We start from the raw sequence: 19,686 nt of genomic DNA, 5'->3' as shown, positions 1-19,686 counted from the left end.
CCAGATCAGGCTTGTGTTCGAGGCTCAGGAAATCAGTTCAGGGGTCTCCTCAGACAACCTGAGCCCTCGTTTGATGTAGCCATCCAATTGAATGTTAAATGCCCCGTTGGGGTGTAAGTCTTTTATTCGTAACGGGGTACCCCGTTCGTCTTGAGGTGCTGCGGCCAGGTCGATAACGGTTTCCTTGCACTTTTGGCCCTTGGCGTCCCGCACGATCAGCACTTTCGGTTTCAGCCGGTTTTCATTATTGGATCTCACGATGATGCCGACCTGGCCATCGGTTAATTCCGCAATATGGCCCGTAGGGTAAATGCCTACCAGCTTGATAAATCGTTCGGCCAGTTCATCGTCAAAATGGCTGCCTTTTTCATCGTAGATGATCCGTAACGCCTCCAGAGAGGAGCGGGCTTCTTTGTAGACGCGCACTGAAGTAATGGCATCAAAGGCATCGACAATGGAAACGATTTTGGAAAATTCGGTAATTTGATGGCTGGCCAGTTTGCGGGGATAGCCGGTTCCATCCAGTCGCTCATGGTGTGAATGGGCGACATCGATAGCTTTGGCGGGTACACCTTTCTGGCTGACCAGAATATTCTTGCCGTGAATCGCATGGGATTTCATGATCTCGAATTCTTCCCGGGTAAAGCGGCCCGGTTTATTCAGTACCTCATCCGGGATTTTGGCTTTGCCAATGTCGTGGACAAAACCACAGATACCGAGATCAATGAGTTCCTGTTCGGTCAAGCCCATTTCCCGACCCAATGAAACCGCCAGCACGCAAACACGCAGACAATGTTCTGCCGTGTAGTCGTCTTTGTTTTTGATCAGTGTCAGCCAGCGTAATGCTTCCGGATTTCGCAGAATACTGCTGACGATATCACTTACTGCTTCTTTGACTTCGTTCATATTGAACGACTTGCCCAGCCGTACGGACAGCAGAATATTGCCAACCAGTTGCTTGGCCTCCTGGTAGGCCATTGTGGCTTTTTCCAATTCCCGGTGGGCCGGGATTTTGCTGATGTAGCGTAATTTCTCTGTTTTGACGATCTGTTTGCGGACGCGGCCTTTTGGTAGCGTGATGGTTTTCTCGGTCTCGATGATTTCTTTTTCGGCCTGCACAAATACCGTTTTACAAAGGCTTTGCAGCTCTTGAATATCGGATTGGTCATAGAGGAAAAAACCCTGATAAACAAAGGGGGATTCCTCCCATGGGCAATCGAGTTTTGCGACATACATGCCGATTTCTAAATTTGTTACCGGAATTTCAACGAGTACTTTCGCCATAGATAAACGACCACCTGGAGAATTGTCTCTCTGTAATTATTTTTTGTACTATTGTTTTTAAGATCTCAGTTTTTAGAACGAAACCGTCTGTTAAGGTAAAGCGTCATAAAAGCCTAAGTCTAGTTGAGCTTTCAAGCAAACGAATGCAATAACTTGTAATGTTTTACTGAGCCACATTCATGAAACTCGTCTACACCCATGAAAATCGCCTGATTGTCAGTCATATCCGGAATCAGCTTGCAGAAGCCGGTATAGAAACCGTGTTAAAGAATGAATATCTCGGCGCGGGGGCAGGGGATCTGGCACCCATTGATACCTGGCTGGAAGTCTGGATTGTCCATGATCGTGACGATGCCCGTGCCCGGGAGATTCTGACGCCAACGGCGGGTAGGCCCTCCCATGACTGGATTTGCCCGCAGTGTAATGAAATCAACGACCCGTCTTTTGAGATCTGTTGGCATTGTCAGCATGAGCGCCAGGATCTTGGTTAAACTCAAAATCTGGGGCCAATGACGGCCTCAATACAAACGAGAGAGCGACTGTGCAAACGTTGGAGAGTGAGATCATTGATTGCTGGGAAAAAAACGTCACGCCCTGGACGAAAGTCATTCGGGAAGGGGCCATACCCAGCCGTGTGAATGTAACCAATGCCGCGATTCTAGATGCCATTTCCCGGTTTCAACCCCGGTCAGTTCTGGATATTGGCTGTGGTGAAGGCTGGTTATGCCGGGAATTGCGTCACCGCGGGGTGGAAACCTTAGGTGTTGATGCGGTGCCAGAATTGATTGCCCAGGCTCAACAATTCGGTGCTGGTGCGGGTGACTTTGCGGTATGTCATTACCAGGACTTGCACAACGGCCTCGCACGTTTAAAGCGTGAACGCTTCGAGCTGGCGGTGTGCAACTTCTCGTTATTGGGGGAGTACAGTGTGGAGGCGGTTTTTCAGGCGATTCCGGAATTATTGGTTCCTGATGGTGTCTTTCTGGTGCAGACCCTGCATCCGGTGGTCGCTTCAGGGGGGCAGGGTTATCAGGATGGTTGGCGCACCGGGTCCTGGCAGGGTTTTGGCCCTGAGTTCAAAGACCCGGCACCCTGGTATTTCCGAACGCTCTCATCCTGGTTTGATCTGTTCCGGCGACATCACCTGGAGGTGACCCGGCTCATCGAACCCACAGACGAGTCCGGACAAATTATGTCGGTGATTATCTGCGCTGAATTGTCTGCCTGAACCTGATGAGTGTGTTCTTCCGTGTGTGCTGTTTCCGTGTTGGCGGCAATACATACACCGCTACTCAGTTTCAGAAATGCGCCCAGGGAGACCAGTAACAAGCCACTGGCGGCAATAATACCTACGGGATACCACAGGTTACCCGCCATCTCCAATTGACTGTATTTGATTACCATGATCAGTCCTTCCAGCACCAGCGCGATACAGACCACGCTGACGAAGCGGGTGATGGTTCGTTGTATCAAGGCAAAGATATTGAACCGAACCCGGTTTTGCGTGTATTCCTCTCCGATGCCCATACCCAGTTCATACATGGCCAAAGCAATCACCATGGTATTGATGGTTTTGATAATGGTGGTAATGCTGTCCTGACTGGAAAACCAGTCCTGACTGAATTGCAATACCGCCTGAGCAACCAGAATGAAGGCGAGTGCAATAAAAATGTATGAAAACATGACAGCAATTAAATTGTGGTGAAAACGGGCCATGTAAAAGTTACTCCTTGTTTGACGGATGACCTGAACAGTTTGAGAACCGGAGTTGCAATTTGTGATTCAACTCGAAATAAATTGAGCAAAAACAATGAAGTAAAACATATTTGATGCTGGTTTTAAGTTAAAAAATGATCAGGCCAACCGGTGTTTTGCAGGTGTCACCGGATTTTTGTTGCAGGATTGCAACATTATTACTCGGTGAGCGTGGGTTGTCGGGCCGTTGTTTTGGCTTTCTCAATTCCCGGGTTTGCCAATTTCAAGGTGTGCTACCGGCTCTTCGCGTGATTTCTCAGGTAGCCAACAGGGCTTGCAGGAACCCGTGTTTCAGAACGGCAACCTGTTGGTTATAAAAAATGAACTATCCTGAATGACGAAACTCAGATAACTGATACGAAACTAACCGGGATATCGCTATGATTACTTTTCGCCAAATTTGGTCAGTTTTAATTGCAGGAGTATTTATGATAAGCAGCAGCCAGCTGCACGCCGATGGGGCTGCCGTAAGCTATGTTGTAAATGGGGCAGATTATGATGGTTATTATGTTTCAGCAGGGGATAACGCACCCTTCGTATTGCTGATTCACGACTGGGATGGCTTGACGGATTATGAAGTGAAGCGGGCCCATATGTTGGCAGAGATGGGGTACAGTGTTTTTGCTGCGGATTTGTTCGGAGCCGGTATAAGACCCACAGAAGTGAAAGACAAACGCCAGCATACCGGTGAACTCTACAAGGATCGCGCCAAAATGAGAGCGCTGATGGCAGGCGCACTGGCCAAAGCAAAAAGCCTGGGAGCCAATATTGGCAATGGCGTGGCGGCAGGGTATTGCTTCGGTGGTGCTGCGGTACTGGAAATGGCCCGTAACCAGAGTGCTGCCGATAGCTTTGGCTTGAAAGGCTTCGCGACCTTCCATGGCGGGCTACAAACTCCGGAAGGGCAAAGTTATGCCAACGCCAAAGGCCGGGTACTGGTATTGCACGGCTCCGCGGATACGGCAATTACGATGGATCAGTTCGCGCAATTAACAAATGAACTGGAAGCTGCAGATGTCGATCATGAGATGATCTCTTACGGCGGTGCTCCCCATGCGTTTACCGTATTTGGGTCGGAGCGTTATCGTGAAAGCGCTGATAAAAAGTCCTGGGCGCGTTTCAGTCAGTTTTTAAAAGAGGTCTTGTAAGATCCACCATTACAGGCAGTACGTCTTCCTTTTCTATCCGGCGGGGCTTTCGAATTAGCCCCGTTTCATCCTGCCCGTCATAAAGCGTAACCGTTTTCCTCTGGACAAGTCCGCCTTGAATGGTTTTTAATCAAATAAAGGTCCCCTTCCCGGTGTACATTCATCCTGCCACAAGCGGGTTGATCGCGTAAGGAATACACCCTTCCAAAACGCAATGAGGTGATTATGGGCGAGTCAAAATACAGGGCCAGAGAACCTGATGCTACTGGCGTGATTCATTATTCTTCGGACGACCATCAGGTCTGGCATGATTTAATGGCCAGACAAAGCAAGGCAGTTAAAGATGTTGCCTGCTCGCAATATTTACACGGCTTAACCCTGCTGGATCTACCGCCAGACCAGATTCCGCAACTGGAAGATGTTTCATCGGTGTTAAGGGCACATACGGGCTGGGAAGTGGCTCAAGTACCTGCACTGATCCCATTTGATCGCTTTTTTGATCTTCTGGCCCATAAACAGTTTCCTTGTGCCACCTTTATCCGCACCCGCGAAGATATGGATTACTTGCAGGAGCCTGATCTGTTCCATGAAATCTATGGCCATTGTGCCATGTTGACCAATCCTTTCTTTGCCGAGTTTACCCAAACCTATGGCAGGTTGGGCTATGGGGCGAACAAAGAAGATCGTGTATTCCTGGCGCGATTGTACTGGTTTACGGTGGAATTTGGGCTGCTGCAGACCGCGCGCGGACTCAAGATTTACGGGGGAGGCATCTTATCATCGATTGGCGAAACCGAGTACTGTTTGACCTCGACACCGGAACACCGCGATTTCAATATTATGGATGTTCTTCGCACCCCCTATCGAATTGATATCATGCAGCCCATCTACTACGTCCTGGAGGATATGAAGCAGCTCTTTGATGTTGCCCGGTCCGATATTATGCAGGCCATCAGAACGGCAAAACAGAAAGGTCTTTTCGCCCCGACATTTCCTGCCGCCCCGGCGATGAAACACGTCAGCTAGAAGGCGGAGAGGAGACCGACCATGTTCAATCAGTTGTTGTTTAAAGCGGTTATTGGGGATGTACGCAAGTTTGTCCACATTATCGCCGCAGAGATACGTGCCCAGTGGTGAACGCGTTCACACCCACCATCGCATTTTATCCGTGTGGACGGCCCGCGTATTCAATTGAGAGAGCATTACCATGACCGATATCAGCCACCATAATCCACTGGGAACAGATGGATTCGAATTTGTTGAATTTGGCGCACCGACTCAGGCCGGTGTGGATAGCCTGAAGCCCTTGTTTCAAAAATTGGGTTTCACCGCAATTGCCCGCCATAAGCGCAAAAAAATTACGCTTTACCGGCAGGGGGATATTAATTTCCTGTTGAATGATGAGTCGCCCAGTTACTTCCATCAATTCAGCAAGCTCCATGGCCCCTGCGCCAGTGCCATGGCGTTTCGGGTGAAGGATGCACAAAAGGCGTTTGAATACGCCCTGTCCCGGGGCGCTGCGCCTTTTGACAAGTCTGATGTCCGAGGTGATGAATTACAGTTGCCTGCCATTTACGGTATCGGTGACAGTGTGTTGTATTTTGTTGACCAATACGATGATTTATCCCGCCCGGATGCGGGGCGCTCTGCCTCCGGAGCAGACACAATCTACGACAATGATTTTGAGTACTTTGATCACGTTGATCGGTTCCCCGTGGGTCTGGGTCTGAAAACCCTCGATCATCTCACCCATAATGTGTTTCAAGGGGGGCTGGATGAGTGGGCCCGGTTTTATGAGCGAATTGCAAACTTCCGTGAAATTCGTTTTTTCAATATCGAAGGTAAATTGACGGGGCTGCACAGTCGCGCGATGACGTCGCCCTGCGGCAAGATCCGCATCCCGATCAACGAATCGTCGGATGATCATTCCCAGATTGAAGAGTATCTGCAGTCATACCATGGTGAAGGTATTCAGCATATCGCGTTGTCTACTGAAGATATCTATCAAACGGTTGAAGCCATGCAGGTATCCGGGATCAGTTTTATGGATACGCCCGATACCTATTATGAAAAGGTGGATGCACGGGTTCCTGGTCATGGGGAAAACGTGTCGCTTTTGCAGGCGTTGCGCATATTGGTAGATGGTAATCCACGGAAAAAAGAAGGATTACTGCTGCAGATTTTTACCAACACGGTGATTGGCCCCATCTTTTTCGAAATTATCCAGCGAAAGGGTAATGAAGGCTTCGGTGAGGGGAATTTCCAGGCGCTGTTCGAATCCATCGAGGAAGATCAAATCCGGCGTGGATTGCTGGATCCGAAATTAGCGGCTCGAAATCCGAGCTCGGGAGGCGGTAACCATGCGTAACTGGATTCGTTTTCCTCACCAGGAAGGTAAGGTCTCCCGTCAGGCTCATGCTGACCTGCCGGAGGAGGCACCCTATGAGCGGGAGGCGGGACGTAGTGGCTTTTTCGGGCCTGCCACGCACTTTCACCACCGTCACCCCCCGACCGCCTGGACAAACTGGGATGGGCCACTTCGGCCACGGGCATTTGATCTTAATCGTCTGTCGTTGTGTAAGAGCAGTCCCTTTGATGCACCGCTGGTTTTGCATAACCCCTGTTGCCAGTACCGTATCTGGCAATGTGAAGGGGCGATGCCGCATTTGGTGCGCAATGCTGATGGTGATGATCTGCTGTTTGTGCATCAGGGGCAGGGGGCGCTGTTCTGCGATTATGGCCATTTAACGGTGCATGAAGGCGATTATTTGGTGATCCCCCGGGGTACCCAATGGCGGTTGGAGCCGGAACGCACCATGACGCTGCTACTGATCGAAGCGACTCAGGACAGTTATCAATTACCGGATAAGGGCGTATTGGGTCCCCATGCGATTTTTGATCCAATGATGCTGGATGTTCCGGAAATCAATCCCGAATTTCTGGCTCAGCAGGACGAACGTGAATGGCGGGTGCAGGTGAAAAAACAAAATGCATTGTCATGGATCACCTACCCCTTCAACCCGCTGGACGCCTTGGGCTGGCATGGAGACCTGTCGGTGGTTCGAATTAACTGGCGGGATATTCGGCCTGTTGCCTCCCATCGCTATCATCTGCCACCCTCGGCCCACAGTACCTTTGTTGCTGCCCGATTTGTGGTGTGTACGTTTGTGCCCCGACCCATCGAGTCAGATCCAGGAGCGTTGAAAGTACCGTTTTTTCACAATAACGATGATTTTGACGAAGTCATTTTCTATCATCAGGGAAATTTTTTCAGTCGGGATAATATTGGTCCGGGGATGGTGACATTCCACCCCAGCGGGTTTACCCACGGCCCTCACCCCAAAGCGTTTGCGGCAGGCCAGGCCCATGCCCGAAAAGACACCGACGAGGTTGCCGTGATGGTGGATACCCGTGATCCACTGGAAGTCGGGCCGGATGCGTGTCAGGTCGAATGGGTCGAGTATGCTCAGTCCTGGTCTCAGGCAGAATAACCGAGGAGAAGACCACGATGAAGCTTGCGAGCTTGAAAAATAACACCCGGGATGGCGAGCTGGTGCTCGTATCCCGAGACTTATCCCGCTATGTAACTGCGTCGGATATTGCGCCAACCCTGCAGTATTTGCTGGATCACTGGCAGGATCTTTATCCCTTATTGCAAGCGCGGGAGAACGTTCTGCGTGTTAATGCTGATGGTTCCAACGGGAATACGTGCGATTCTAAAGTTAATACTCGCGATACCAAAGTGAATACAGACATCTCCGTCGCTGATTTTGATCCGCAACGCTGTGCCTCACCGCTGCCTCGTGCCTACCAATGGGCCGATGGCAGCGCCTATGTCAATCATGTCGAATTGGTTCGCAAGGCGCGAGGCGCGACGATGCCGGAGTCATTCTGGAGCGATCCACTGATGTATCAAGGTGGTAGTGACAAGTTTCTTGGGCCCTGTGATCCCATTGTGGCCGCTTCGGAATCCTGGGGAATTGATCTCGAAGCGGAGGTCGCGGTGATTACGGATGAGGTTCCAATGGGAATTGATGCGTCTGCAGCGGGGAAGTTGATTCGACTGGTCTTGCTGGTTAACGATGTATCATTGCGCAGTCTGATACCGGGTGAGTTAGCCAAAGGATTTGGTTTCTTTCAGAGTAAGCCCTCCAGTGCCTTCTCTCCCGTGGCCGTCACACCCGATGAACTGGGTGAATGCTGGGATGGACACAAATTGCATTTACCCCTGTGCTCCTGGGTGAATGACTCACTCCTGGGACAGCCCGATGCTGGCGTGGACATGGTTTTTGACTTTCCCACGCTGATTGCTCATGCTGCCCGAACTCGCCCCCTTGCTGCGGGCACAATTATTGGTTCCGGTACGGTGTCGAATCGGGACCGCTCCGTGGGCTCGAGCTGTCTTGCCGAAGTGCGCATGATTGAAACCATCGAAACCGGCGCACCGATAACGCCGTTTCTGCGTTTCGGGGACCAGATCCGAATTGAAATGCTGGATCCGGATGGCGTTTCAATTTTCGGGGCCATTGTGCAGCGGGTGTTGCAAGCGCCGGGAGAACAGGATTGATAACCAGAATAGTAAAATAGGGATGACTGATATGAGGCAGTACAAGTTATACGATTACTGGCGCTCCAGCGCAGCCTTTCGGGTACGAATCGCACTCAACCTGAAAGGGCTGGATTATGTGCAGGAGAGTGTACATCTTGTCCGTGATGGGGGCGAGCAGCATCAGGCTGCTTTTCATAGCCTTAATCCGCAGGAGCGCGTGCCGGTACTGGAGGTGCTGGAGCCGGGGCGCGGAGACGCTCCACCAGTACTTGTGACACAGTCTTTAACCATCATTGAATATTTAAATGAGCAGTCGCCGGAGCCCTCAATCTATCCTGCGGATCTGTCGTTGAAATCAAAGGTGCATGCTTTTGCCCAGGCGATAGCGTGTGATATCCACCCCTTGAATAACTTAAGTGTATTACAGTATTTGCAGAGCCCGCTGCAAATAAGTGCCGAACAACAGCAAGCCTGGTATGAACACTGGATTGCGACCGGTTTTCGGGCATTGGAGGAAACTCTGCAACCTTTTATCGGCCTGGGATCCTATTGTTTTGGGCCGGATCCGACTCTGGCTGATATCATGTTGGTACCCCAGGCATACAACGCTCACCGGTTTAAATGTAGCATGGAGACTTACCCTCGGATAAACCAAATCTATGAATCCTGTTTGCAGCATGAGGCATTCAGCCGTGCGTTGCCGGAGAACCAGCCAGATGCCCCCGAATAAGGTCGATAGATTGAGGCTGCCGTTATTTGAGGCTCTCCTGTTTCCAGAGTTCCAGATATTTCGCCTCCAGCTTGGTTGGCAGGCCCGCTTCTACAAGTTCGGCAATTTTACGGTTCAGATAAAATCGAAGTTTAGGTGTGTTGCAAACGGATGATTTGGACAGCGCGTAGTACAAACCTTCCGAACTGACCGGCGGGTCGAGATGGCGAACGCCTTTCATCGCGTCCGAGACCTGGGCTATGGCTTTACCTTGATACAACTCATAGAGCCCGTAATCCATCCGCCCCAACCCTACCAGACGAAACACTTGTTCCGCGGTTCGCACGCCCGTAATTTCCAGGTGTTCGGCTGCAAACTGGTCAAATTTTTGCCCGAAGCTGTTGTTGATCAGTGTCACCCCCAGTTTACCTTTGAGATCGGACCACCCGTCGAATTTGAACGCCGTATTCTGTTTTACCCAGATAACACTTGGCATTTCCATAAACGGTGGTTTGACATAATCCATGTAAGTTTGGCGCTCATCGGTGATAAATGCCCCGGTTAACATATCAATGGCTCCGGATCGGGCTTGCTCCTGAGATCGGGACCACGCACCAACATGCAGGGATTTGACTTCAATATGCTCCGGTGCCAAAGCCTCTGAAAGCACCTCCACCGCGATACCGATCAGTTTTTTGGGGTCTTTTTTCGAGCGCCACAGGGCTGGAGGATAGTCCGGGTTGCCGGTGACGCGAAGGGTTTCACAGGGGGTGACGGGTTTTTCCGCATGGGAAATATCGGCGAATAGTACACTGCAGCTTAACAACAGAGTGTGTAGTGCATAGGTTTTCATATTCGCCCCCGGTTAGCAGAATTTAATTGCTCGGAATCTACTAGAATAATAGAGCATTATTTGTACAGATTCATCGAGAGAGAAGGATTGTTTTTCAAGGAATAGGGATGACGAAATGGAATTTGTTAATTCCGTCACAGTGCCTCTCAATTCTGGTATGCTACGGCGTTTGAATATAAAACAGATTCAGAGGACATACTCAACATGAGCGACTTACTGACCTATACAGTGCAGAATAAAGTAGCCACCATTACGTTGCACAACGGCAAAGTGAATGCTTTTTCCCATCAACTGATCGATGACTTCAATGCGGCTCTGGATCAGGCGGAACAAGATCAGGCTGTGGTTGTGATTACTGGACAACCCGGCATATTATCCGGCGGATATGATTTGACCGTGATGAAAGAAAGCATGGAAGCGGCCATGGCTCTGGTTAAAAAAGGGTCAACGCTATCACGCCGTTTACTCTCGTTCCCCACACCGGTGGTGGTGGCCTGTACCGGCCATGCGGTAGCGAAGGGCGCATTTATTCTGTTGTCTGCGGATGTTCGTATTGGCGCGGAAGGGCCATACAAGATTGGCCTGAATGAAGTGGCGATTGGTATGGTGATGCATCATGCCGGTGTTGAATTGGCCCGAGCCCGTTTACCGGATGCCTATTTCAATCGGTCTGTGATCTGTGCGGAGATGTTTGATCCCAAAGGTGCAGTTGCTGCAGGATTCCTCGACAAGGTTGTTCCGGAAGATCAGGTGCTGGCCACCGCAACGGCTTTAGCCCAGCAACTGAGCCAACTGGACATGCGTGCTCACAAGGGCACCAAGCTCAAGGCACGGGAAGCGTTTCTTGCGACTCTTGATCGTGCCATTGAGCTGGATGTGGGTGGTTCGCTTTAAGCTTTTTGCGGGTCAAAAGGTGTTTTCAAAGACCACTTCATCCTGTGGTATGAAACCGCCTCTTGGCCATGCCGATTCCGATGCTGTACCGATGGCAATCAGCATCCCGACGACATGATCCTCAGGCAGCTGAATCAGATCTGCGACCGCATCGGCATCAAACCCGATCATAGGGCAGCTGTCGTAACCCAGATCCTTGGCTGCCAGCATAACAGTTTGACCGATGATGCCGCAGGAGCGAATGGCTTCGTCGCGCTGCAGTTGTTCTTTCCCGCTGTAGAAGTCCGTAAGCATATTGACAATAAATTGTTGCTTGTCGGCATCAACGGTTTGCCAGTACCGTTGCGGGGCTTTTTTCCAGGCATCAACGTCTGCACAAAGCGCCCAGAGTTCACTTGCCTCTGTAACTTGAGCCTGCCCCCAGGCGGCTTCCTGTAGTTTGATCCGGAGTGCCGGGTCCGTCACCCGGATAATCCGGCCATGTTGAATGTTGAACGAGGTCGGGGCCTGTTGCGCCGCATTCAGGAGTTGCTGTACATCCTGTTCCGGCATCGCCTGGTTGGGCTGGAAATGTTTAATTGAGCGACGTTGAGCAATGGCTTCCAAAGTCCGCATTGAGAGTCTCCTGAATCGATTTGCTGTTTGAGTGAAGTTACTTTACTCTTTTCGAAAAGCGTTGGAAGTAGTCATTTATGCAAACTTGTTTTGCATAAACTGCAAAGCTAATGAAAGGGGTAGGCCATGTATGAAGCCATTGTGGTCTGGTTGCAGGTTCTGGAGTCCGGCAGTTTTTCTGCTGCAGGCCGAGTTCTGGGGATGGCACCGTCCAGTATCAGTCGCCAGATTGATAAACTTGAACGTGAATTCAGTGCAACGCTATTGCACCGTACTACTCACACCGTGACGGTAACCGAGGCCGGACAGAAACTGATTCCCCATGGGCAAGCCATGGTGGCGGCCTGGCAACAGGCTCAGGGAGAGTTGTGCCAAGGCCATCAGGAACCCTGCGGACTGTTGCGTATTTCGGTTTTTGAAAGTTTCGGTCACCGTTATATCACGCCGCTGGTACCCGCTTTTTTAACCCGCTACCCGAAAGTGAAAATTGCTCTCGATATCAGCAACCGTATGGTGGACTTGCATCGGGAAAATGTTGATCTTGCGATCCGGACCGGCGTTCTACAGGATTCAAATTTGCGCGCAAGACCGCTGGTGTGCGGCGAGTCAATTGTCGTCGCATCACCTGATTACTTGAAGCGACAAGGTATACCTCAACATCCTGCGGAGCTTAAAGGCCATAATTGTCTCACACTGGACCGGCAACGCCAGACCACTCACTGGTACTTCGCTCAGGAGCGGCATACGTTGAAAGTGCCGGTTGCTGGAAATTTAATGGCCGTAGGCGGTGATCCGCTGTACCGGGCAGCCTGTGAGGGACTCGGCATCACCGCGTTGCTGAGCTGGATGGTCGCCGATGGTTTGCAGGATGGTCGGTTACAGCAGATTTTCCCGGACTGGAAGGTCAGTGTGACGGAGTCCCCCCAGTTCGGTATCAATGCGGTTTACCTGCAGGATAAATATGAACGGCCTGCACTTCGGGCGTTTATTGATTATCTGGTCGAGGCTCTGCCATTCGATGCTACCGGTCTGTGACGCCAGACACCAGTGGCCGTTTTATTGAGTCGATCCCTCTGTCTGAATTAGCCCCATTGCCAAGACTACCAATACAACACCGGGCACGTAGGCCCAGGTAAATTGATGGGTCCCAAGCAGCGTGGTCATCAATAACACGAATATTGGATTCAGAAATCCGTATGCAGCAACTTTGGTCGGACCGATTTTAACCGTTCCGTATTGTATGAGAAAGAATGTTGTCAAGGTTGTAAATACCGAGAGGTACAGAATACCGCCGTAGACTTTTGGATCTACCGCCGACCACTCAATCTCGCTTAGCGTGTTTGCGGACAAGCATAACAGCCAAATTCCACCGGTTAAAATCACCCAGAACGTCATCACGACCATGGGTTCGCCTCGATAAACGTGTTTGATCATGGAGCTGTAAAAACTCATACAGGTGATGCCGCCCATAAATATAAGGTCACCGTAGTTTAGATCCAGTCCGATAAGGGCTGCCAAATTGCCCCGGAATACGATCCAAAGTGCGCCAGTCGTTCCGAGCAGCAGACCGATCGACCGTCGCCGACTGGCTCTCTCGTTATTCAGGAAAAAGGCAAAAATAGCGGTTATTGCAGGAACCAGGGTGTATATGGCGCCAGTGTTTACCGCGGTGGTGTATCTTAAGGCTTCGAACATGGTCCAGAAACAGGTCACCAGAGGTATACTCAACATGCTGTAGCCAAACAGCGACTTTCCTGATGGTAGTTGAAGGCCATGCTGAAGCAGCACGAAGGGGGCAAACAGCGCAGCTGCCGTAAAGAATCGCAGCATCATCATAACATCGGGCGGCAGTCCGTGTGTGATTGCCGCTCCGATTGGAAAGGATGTGGCGACAAGTACAATAACCAGCACCATCAGCCCGTGTATGATCAAGTTAGGGGAGGATTTTTGTGTGGAATCTCTTGTGCTGCCAATAGCATCTTTCGTAAGCGTTGCCATGAGTGACTCTTCTATGATTGCAGAATGAATGTGAAGTAGCTTACTCTGTTTCTGTTTGTCTAATAATCCGTAATAATGGATAAATACTGTTGAGTAAAAGTAGACAATTGATATGGATAGTTTCGGCGCGTACCCGGTATTTGTGACGGTAATTGAAATGGGCGGCTTCTCGCCCGCAGCAATCAAATTAGGCATTTCAAAGTCTGCAGTGAGCAAGCGCATCACGCAGTTGGAGGAGCATCTCGGTGTGAAGTTGTTACACCGAACGACGCGTAAATTGAGCCTTACGGAAGCCGGTGAATACTTTTATCACCATGCCCGAATCGCCAGTCAGGCTGCTCAAGATGCTGAGGATGCGGTCGCGCAGCTTCAAGGTGATCCCCAAGGGCGCTTGCGTATCAGTATTCCGATGTCGTTCGGGCGGATGTATATCGCGCCGATTGTGCCTGAATTTCTTCGGAGATATCCGAAGATCAGTCTTGAATTGGTGCTGGATGATAAGTTTACTGACTTGATCGGTGATGGCTTTGATCTTGCTGTCCGGTTGGGGGATTTAAAGGATTCCAGCCTGGTGGCAAAAAAGTTGACTTATTTAAGGAATATCCTCTGTGCCTCACCGGAGTACCTGAGTGCAAACGGTATACCTGTCCGCCTTGAGGATCTCAAGCAACATAACTGTCTCGCTTTCTCGTATTCGCAGGACGTAAGGGAGTGGTACTTCAGTAAAAACAACGTTACTCGCGCCATCGAAATTTCGGGTAACTATCAGGTCAATAATAGCGAAGCATTGCGGGAGGCTATGATTCAGGGTGTTGGAATTGGTCGATTACCATCCTTTGTTGCCAACCCCGAAATCAAAGCCGGGAGACTGGTCTCCCTGTTTGATGAATATGAAATGCCCGGTAAGTCGATGTACGCAGTCTATTCTCAGCGGCAGTTTTTACCGGCAAAAGTCCGTGTTTTTATCAATTTCATGGCTGAGAATTTCGGTGAGGCCATACCATTCTGGGATAAAAACATGGATTGATTTTTTATTGTTGACAATTATTCAACAGTATTTGTCCAGATTAGTGGATTATCAGTAATTAAGAAACGGCTTACACTGACTCTCAACTTGAATCACCTGCAGAAATGCTAACCCGGAGAATCACCTGCAGAAATGCTAACCCGGAACTTCCAATTGGAGAGAAATTATGGACCTATTTGATGCCATTCAACTGCGCCGTTCAGTTAAGGAATTTCAAACCGAGGCCGTGATGAGCGATACTGAATTCAGAAAACTGATGGATGCTGTATTGCTGACACCGACTTCATACAATATTCAGCACTGGCGTTTTATTCGGGTGACGGATCGGGAAACCCGTTTGAAAATTAAAGATGCAGCCTGGGGCCAACGTCCGGTAGCGGATGCCTCTGAGGTTGTGCTCATTTGTGCTGATATGGCAGCATGGAACGACAGACCGGAGCGCTACTGGGCCAATGCCAATAAAGAAGCACAAGATATGTTGCTGACCATGATGTACAATTTCTATAACGGTAAGCCTCAACTGCAACGGGATGAGGCGATCCGAAGTACGGGAATGGCGGCACAAACACTCATGTTGGCTGCCAAAGCCATGGGCTATGATACCAATCCGATGATCGGCTTTGACGTAGAAACAATGGCTGAAATTATCAATCTCCCAGAGCATCATGTAATCGGTTTAATGGTCGCGATTGGCAAAGCAGCTGCACCTGCAAACCCGCGTGGCGGGCAACTCGCACTGGAAGAAGTAGTGTTTGAAAATCGCTTCCATTAGCTTTGTGTGGGGAGTTCATCGCGGGAAAGGTCGATAGGGAGTCTCTTTTCGGTCGGCAAAGTTTGCATTCCTCTTCTACTATTAAGGTATTGAATTTACTTCATACTTCCGAGATTGTTGAATAGGGACTGCAACATGCCTCCTCCTAGTGTATTTCTGTTGTCACTGGCGACACTGGTCGTCTTCTCGCTTATGGTTTTTCAGGCATTCTGGCTCTGGCGCAACGGCACCTTGAGCCGGAGCAAAGTGCTGTTTCATGGTATTTTCATGGCGTTATTGTCAGCGTGTCTGTTGGCTGAACTGACCTTGCTGGTGTCTGAAGTTTCGAAAATTAAACCGCGAACCCCGGATGCAGCGGTGGACACCATGTTGATTATTCGCGTCAGTGCCGAGATGTTGCAATACATCATACCGCTGACGTTTGCCGTGATGGCAGGGACACTGATCACGCTTGCCGTGGAAATAAAAATTGTAGACGATGATCCAAATATTTAAGGCGATTCGGTATCACCGGAAGTGAGTTTGAGAGGGTCTAGCAGGTTTTGTAGTACGTCCATCGACAAGTCGGTTTTTTCGGCTGCGACTTCAATGATGGGTCGACCCTCACGATATGCTTGTTTGGCGATCTCTGCTGCCTTTTGGTAGCCGATGAGCGGATTAAGAGCCGTTACCAAAATCGGATTCCGGGTGAGTCCTTCCTGTAACGTTGCTTCGTTCACTTTGAAAGTCGAAATCGCTTTATCTGCGAGTAAATAGCTAATGCTGGTTAAGAGCTGGATGCTGCTCAGTGTGTTATGGGCGATCAAAGGGAGCATCACGTTTAGTTCGAAGTTTCCCGACTGGCCCGCTATTGTTACGGTAGTATCATTGCCCATCACTTGAGCACATGCCATGGCCGCGGCTTCAGGAATCACCGGATTAACTTTGCCGGGCATAATGGATGAGCCAGGTTGTAGCGCTTCAAGTTCAATTTCACCCAACCCGGACAGTGGGCCGGAATTCATCCAACGTAAATCATTGGCAATTTTCATGATTGAAACGGCTGTCGTTTTTAATTGTCCGGATAAAGCGACCGCGACATCCTGGGATGCAATAAGTGCGAAAAAATTGTCCGCAGGTATGAAGTGTAGCCCCGTAAGGTTGCTCAGTTCCTGATTAAACTGCTTTGCGAATCCGGGGTGGGAATTTACTCCAGTGCCCACAGCGGTTCCGCCTTGTGCAAGGGATTGCAGGCTATTCTGAGTCTGGTTCAGATTTTGAATGTTGTGTTCTATTTGAGTTGCCCATGCTTCGAGGCTTTGTCCCAGTGTAACCGGCATCGCATCCATCAAGTGGGTTCGACCGGTTTTAACATAACGACGGGTTTGCTTCGCCTTTTCCCGTATCGTTTTGGAGAGATGGGTCAGGGCAGGTATCAGTCGATTAGACAATTCCAGTGCTGCACTGACATGGATGGTTGTGGGGATTACATCATTGCTACTTTGACCAAAGTTTACATGGTCATTTGGATGTACCGACACGCCACTGATTATACTGGCTAGGCGAGCCAGTACTTCATTGGCGTTTATGTTGGTGCTGGTGCCGGAGCCTGTCTGGAAAACATCAACCGGGAAGTGCTGCATCAATGAACCATCATCGAGCAATTGCGCCACGGCGTCAGTAATGGCGGTTGCGATTTCCGGCGTCAAACCGCCCAGTTTGGAATTTGCACGCGCCGCAGCAGATTTCACCAACAAGAGCGCCTTGATAAAACTCTCCGGCATAGCTTGGCCACTTACCGGGAAATTATTAATCGCCCGCTGGGTCTGCGCGCCATAAAGCGCGGAGTCAGGAACCTCAAGTTCACCCAAGCTATCCTTTTCAATACGTATATGGCTCATCTGAGTCTCCCGTTTCATCTGCAAACAAATCGGAGCTTCTGAGTTGGCTCAGTGTACAGAATACGCAATGAGGGTTGGATTACCAAGGTTGTTTGACTGGGTTTCCTGTTTTACTCAAATGATCACATCAAGAACAATATATTGGCTGTCTACTTCAGACGTCAGCCAGACTCGGTCGTTGCCTTTATAAAATCGGATCCCATCCCGGTTCGCAGCTGCGGCGTCAATCCTTAGAATAACCGGGTTGCTCGTGCGGCGGAGTGCAACTGCTGTTGCAGTTTCTCGGTCATCAGACAAGTGCACGTATTGACGCTGCATTGGTAGCAAGCCAGTTTCCATAATAGCCTTGGCAAAAATTGCCGTAGTCCCGTGATAGAGCAGTGGGGGCGGGTGAGCAGAGGGGTAGTTTATCGGCGCGGTAAACGAGTGACCATAAATTGCCCGAATTTGAGTCCCGTTGAGCTCGAAACGTTGCTTTTCCCTTGAATCAACAATTTGAATCAAATCCTCTGTACTGATATTTGACCAATGTTGATCTTTGTTTTTCAGGGCATGGATTAGTTGAGTTAAGTCGACCCAACCGAACTCATCCAGCTTCAAGCCATAGATTTCGGGAGCATGTCTTAGTGCGTGTGCAACCGTTCGGCTTAATTTAACTTGTTCACTGCTTTTGTTTTTATCTTTGTCTGTGCTCATTTTTCCAGGATTCCTTGTGTGAGAAAAGTATCTCTTCCAGCTCTGCTATTGCCGGTCTGGTGCTTCCGAAACGCCGTTTGATTAGTTGAAATTGAATTGAAGGGAATTCTGGAAGAGCTCTTGCTGTAAGACCTTTTGGAACCTTGCAATATTCATTGACGATCGCTAACCCCATTCCTTGTTTGGCGAAATGTAGCATTAATTCCCATCCGTTGACTTCTACTGCGACTTGCCAATCGATTTGAGCGCTCATCAGCAATCGATTAATCAAAATCCGGTGAGGTTTATCTTCCGGTGGCACAATGAGTGACTGGCCTTGCAGATATTCTATTTTCAGCTTTCGTTTTGAAGCCAAAGGGTGGGTTGTGGGCATCACCACGATTTGACCTACGCGAGTATAGGGCGAAGAAATTAAAGATTCATGGGACGTTTCCATGGGTGTTATACCAATATGTGCGGTACCCGATAGAACGTCACTGATCACTTTACTTTGGTTGCCCGTTCTTGCTCTCAATTTGGCCGATGACCGTTTTTTGAAAACCGGAACTGATTTACCCAGCAAGTACAAGAAAGTCCCTTCTCCGGCACTTAAACAGACCTCTTCGCTGTTTGTACCAGATCGTAACTTTTTAAGCATGTTATTCGTTTGTTCGCTTTGATCTCTTGCGAATGCTTGAAGTTGAAGGCCTTCAGCTGTCAGTTGTAAATTTCGACCAGATTTCTGATACAGCGGCTTGCCAATGAATTCACTTAATTTTGTGATTTTTACATGTAGAGCGGGTTGAGAGATGTGTAGGCGCTCTGCGGCACGGGTGAAGTTTAACGTATCACTGAAAATTAAAAAGGATTCGAGCCAATCTGAATTCATTATAGTTTCAATTTATAGATCATATTTTATTAGTAGTTCTTGATTATAGTAAGTATGAGTAGACTTTTTCTCAATGCTTATTCGTATTGAGGAGAAATATAATGAAGAAGCAAATAAGCCCGAGACTGGGCATTGATATTGGTAGAGTTATTATCGGGCCGGTGGTTGATGGCGTAGCAGATACCTCATTTTTGGGCAATACGTTGGAAAAAGCCATGCTGACAACTCCAAGCCCCAGGGCGTTCGAGTCAATTGCATGTTTAGTCGCGCTATTCGAGGGGAATGCCTGGTTGGTGTCCAAGTGTGGTCCGGGAGTTCAGCAAAAAACAAAAGCCTGGCTACGGCATTGGCGATTCCATGAACATACTGGCGTGCCGGAATCTCATGTTCGCTATTGTCGGGAACGCGCCCATAAGGCCCACCACTGCAAACAGCTGAAGATCACTCATTTTATAGATGACCGAATGGATGTTCTTACCCATCTGAGAGGGCTGGTACCGCATTTGTATTTGTTTGGTGAGCAACCCAAGCTCAGATCGATACCTGATTGGTTAGTGCACACTAAAGATTGGCCCGCAGTTACTGACCAAATTAAAAAAGCAGGTGATCTGGGTGGCCGTTTGTAGAATTAATTAGCG

The 19,686-nt window shown here is 49.5% G+C and carries 22 protein-coding genes; 14 read left to right on the top strand and 8 right to left on the bottom strand.

The window, feature by feature from the left end; genetic code table 11:
- Positions 1 to 24: 24 nt before the first annotated feature.
- Positions 25 to 1,284, bottom strand: coding sequence for an HD-GYP domain-containing protein (locus OLMES_RS25745; RefSeq protein ID WP_087463893.1), 1,260 nt, complete (start codon positions 1,282 to 1,284; stop codon positions 25 to 27).
- A gap of 179 nt (positions 1,285 to 1,463) precedes the next feature.
- On the opposite strand from OLMES_RS25745, the gene OLMES_RS25740 reads away from it, so the two are divergent.
- Together OLMES_RS25740 and OLMES_RS25735 are read left to right on the top strand one after the other, a co-directional pair.
- Positions 1,464 to 1,775 (top strand): putative signal transducing protein, encoded by a 312-nt coding sequence (locus OLMES_RS25740; protein WP_087463892.1) that lies wholly within the window; start codon positions 1,464 to 1,466, stop codon positions 1,773 to 1,775.
- Positions 1,776 to 1,825: 50 nt separating this feature from the next.
- Positions 1,826 to 2,512 (top strand): class I SAM-dependent methyltransferase, encoded by a 687-nt coding sequence (locus OLMES_RS25735; RefSeq protein ID WP_087463891.1) that lies wholly within the window; start codon positions 1,826 to 1,828, stop codon positions 2,510 to 2,512.
- On the opposite strand, the gene OLMES_RS25730 is transcribed toward OLMES_RS25735, so the two are convergent.
- The gene (locus tag OLMES_RS25730) at positions 2,425 to 3,000 is read right to left on the bottom strand and encodes a hypothetical protein (protein WP_198343128.1); all 576 of its coding nucleotides are present in this window, start codon (positions 2,998 to 3,000) and stop codon (positions 2,425 to 2,427) included. The two genes, OLMES_RS25735 and OLMES_RS25730, sit on opposite strands and share 88 nt — an antisense overlap.
- A 467-nt stretch (positions 3,001 to 3,467) precedes the next feature.
- Between OLMES_RS25730 and OLMES_RS25725 the strand changes: the two genes are divergently transcribed.
- From OLMES_RS25725 to maiA, 6 genes are all read left to right on the top strand, one after another.
- A complete protein-coding gene (locus OLMES_RS25725) occupies positions 3,468 to 4,187 on the top strand; it encodes a dienelactone hydrolase family protein (protein WP_087464677.1) in 720 nt (239 codons plus the stop codon).
- Between the two features lie 225 nt (positions 4,188 to 4,412).
- Positions 4,413 to 5,213, top strand: a complete 801-nt coding sequence (phhA, locus tag OLMES_RS25720) for a phenylalanine 4-monooxygenase (RefSeq protein WP_087463890.1) — start codon at positions 4,413 to 4,415, stop codon at positions 5,211 to 5,213.
- Between the two features lie 181 nt (positions 5,214 to 5,394).
- On the top strand, positions 5,395 to 6,555 hold the full coding sequence (gene hppD / locus OLMES_RS25715; protein WP_087463889.1) for a 4-hydroxyphenylpyruvate dioxygenase: 1,161 nt from the start codon (positions 5,395 to 5,397) through the stop codon (positions 6,553 to 6,555).
- A complete protein-coding gene (locus tag OLMES_RS25710) occupies positions 6,548 to 7,678 on the top strand; it encodes a homogentisate 1,2-dioxygenase (protein WP_087463888.1) in 1,131 nt (376 codons plus the stop codon). Before hppD ends, OLMES_RS25710 begins: the two co-directional genes overlap by 8 nt.
- Before the next feature lie 17 nt (positions 7,679 to 7,695).
- A complete protein-coding gene (locus OLMES_RS25705; RefSeq protein WP_087463887.1) occupies positions 7,696 to 8,754 on the top strand; it encodes a fumarylacetoacetate hydrolase family protein in 1,059 nt (352 codons plus the stop codon).
- 31 nt (positions 8,755 to 8,785) lie between these two features.
- The gene (gene maiA / locus OLMES_RS25700) at positions 8,786 to 9,466 is read left to right on the top strand and encodes a maleylacetoacetate isomerase (protein WP_087464676.1); all 681 of its coding nucleotides are present in this window, start codon (positions 8,786 to 8,788) and stop codon (positions 9,464 to 9,466) included.
- A gap of 22 nt (positions 9,467 to 9,488) precedes the next feature.
- On the opposite strand, the gene OLMES_RS25695 is transcribed toward maiA, so the two are convergent.
- The gene (locus tag OLMES_RS25695; protein ID WP_087463886.1) at positions 9,489 to 10,298 is read right to left on the bottom strand and encodes a substrate-binding periplasmic protein; all 810 of its coding nucleotides are present in this window, start codon (positions 10,296 to 10,298) and stop codon (positions 9,489 to 9,491) included.
- 204 nt (positions 10,299 to 10,502) lie between these two features.
- Between OLMES_RS25695 and OLMES_RS25690 the strand changes: the two genes are divergently transcribed.
- Entirely contained in the window at positions 10,503 to 11,192 is a 690-nt protein-coding gene (locus OLMES_RS25690; RefSeq protein WP_087463885.1) for a crotonase/enoyl-CoA hydratase family protein, read from the top strand.
- Positions 11,193 to 11,204: 12 nt separating this feature from the next.
- Here OLMES_RS25690 and OLMES_RS25685 read toward each other — a convergent pair whose 3' ends face one another.
- The gene (locus tag OLMES_RS25685; protein ID WP_087463884.1) at positions 11,205 to 11,807 is read right to left on the bottom strand and encodes a nitroreductase family protein; all 603 of its coding nucleotides are present in this window, start codon (positions 11,805 to 11,807) and stop codon (positions 11,205 to 11,207) included.
- Positions 11,808 to 11,933: 126 nt separating this feature from the next.
- On the opposite strand from OLMES_RS25685, the gene OLMES_RS25680 reads away from it, so the two are divergent.
- On the top strand, positions 11,934 to 12,842 hold the full coding sequence (locus tag OLMES_RS25680; RefSeq protein ID WP_087463883.1) for a LysR family transcriptional regulator: 909 nt from the start codon (positions 11,934 to 11,936) through the stop codon (positions 12,840 to 12,842).
- A gap of 21 nt (positions 12,843 to 12,863) precedes the next feature.
- On the opposite strand, the gene OLMES_RS25675 is transcribed toward OLMES_RS25680, so the two are convergent.
- Positions 12,864 to 13,805, bottom strand: a complete 942-nt coding sequence (locus tag OLMES_RS25675) for a DMT family transporter (protein ID WP_087463882.1) — start codon at positions 13,803 to 13,805, stop codon at positions 12,864 to 12,866.
- Positions 13,806 to 13,917: 112 nt separating this feature from the next.
- Between OLMES_RS25675 and OLMES_RS25670 the strand changes: the two genes are divergently transcribed.
- The 3 genes from OLMES_RS25670 to OLMES_RS25660 all read left to right on the top strand — a co-directional run bounded on the left by OLMES_RS25670 (position 13,918) and on the right by OLMES_RS25660 (position 16,099).
- A complete protein-coding gene (locus OLMES_RS25670; protein ID WP_087463881.1) occupies positions 13,918 to 14,832 on the top strand; it encodes a LysR family transcriptional regulator in 915 nt (304 codons plus the stop codon).
- Between the two features lie 166 nt (positions 14,833 to 14,998).
- Positions 14,999 to 15,604 carry a nitroreductase family protein gene (locus tag OLMES_RS25665; protein WP_087463880.1) on the top strand — a complete coding sequence of 202 codons (606 nt, stop codon included), beginning with the start codon at positions 14,999 to 15,001 and terminating at the stop codon, positions 15,602 to 15,604.
- Between the two features lie 135 nt (positions 15,605 to 15,739).
- Positions 15,740 to 16,099 (top strand): hypothetical protein, encoded by a 360-nt coding sequence (locus tag OLMES_RS25660; protein WP_087463879.1) that lies wholly within the window; start codon positions 15,740 to 15,742, stop codon positions 16,097 to 16,099.
- Here OLMES_RS25660 and OLMES_RS25655 read toward each other — a convergent pair.
- The 3 genes from OLMES_RS25655 to OLMES_RS25645 form a co-directional block, all read right to left on the bottom strand.
- Entirely contained in the window at positions 16,096 to 17,484 is a 1,389-nt protein-coding gene (locus OLMES_RS25655; RefSeq protein WP_087463878.1) for a class II fumarate hydratase, read from the bottom strand. The two genes, OLMES_RS25660 and OLMES_RS25655, sit on opposite strands and share 4 nt — an antisense overlap.
- Positions 17,485 to 17,598: 114 nt before the next feature.
- Complete coding sequence (locus tag OLMES_RS25650; RefSeq protein WP_087463877.1) at positions 17,599 to 18,180, bottom strand: RNA 2'-phosphotransferase; 582 nt, start codon at positions 18,178 to 18,180, stop codon at positions 17,599 to 17,601.
- A complete protein-coding gene (locus OLMES_RS25645) occupies positions 18,161 to 19,048 on the bottom strand; it encodes a LysR family transcriptional regulator (RefSeq protein ID WP_087463876.1) in 888 nt (295 codons plus the stop codon). The genes OLMES_RS25650 and OLMES_RS25645 overlap by 20 nt, the downstream gene beginning before the upstream one ends.
- 101 nt (positions 19,049 to 19,149) lie before the next feature.
- Between OLMES_RS25645 and OLMES_RS25640 the strand changes: the two genes are divergently transcribed.
- The gene (locus OLMES_RS25640) at positions 19,150 to 19,674 is read left to right on the top strand and encodes a hypothetical protein (protein WP_087463875.1); all 525 of its coding nucleotides are present in this window, start codon (positions 19,150 to 19,152) and stop codon (positions 19,672 to 19,674) included.
- The last annotated feature ends 12 nt before the right edge of the window (positions 19,675 to 19,686 follow it).

The sequence above is a fragment of the Oleiphilus messinensis genome (genome assembly GCF_002162375.1).
GTDB lineage: Bacteria > Pseudomonadota > Gammaproteobacteria > Pseudomonadales > Oleiphilaceae > Oleiphilus > Oleiphilus messinensis.
The sequence above is the reverse complement of the archived record's forward strand: the minus strand, read 5'-3'. Positions and strand labels throughout refer to the sequence as shown.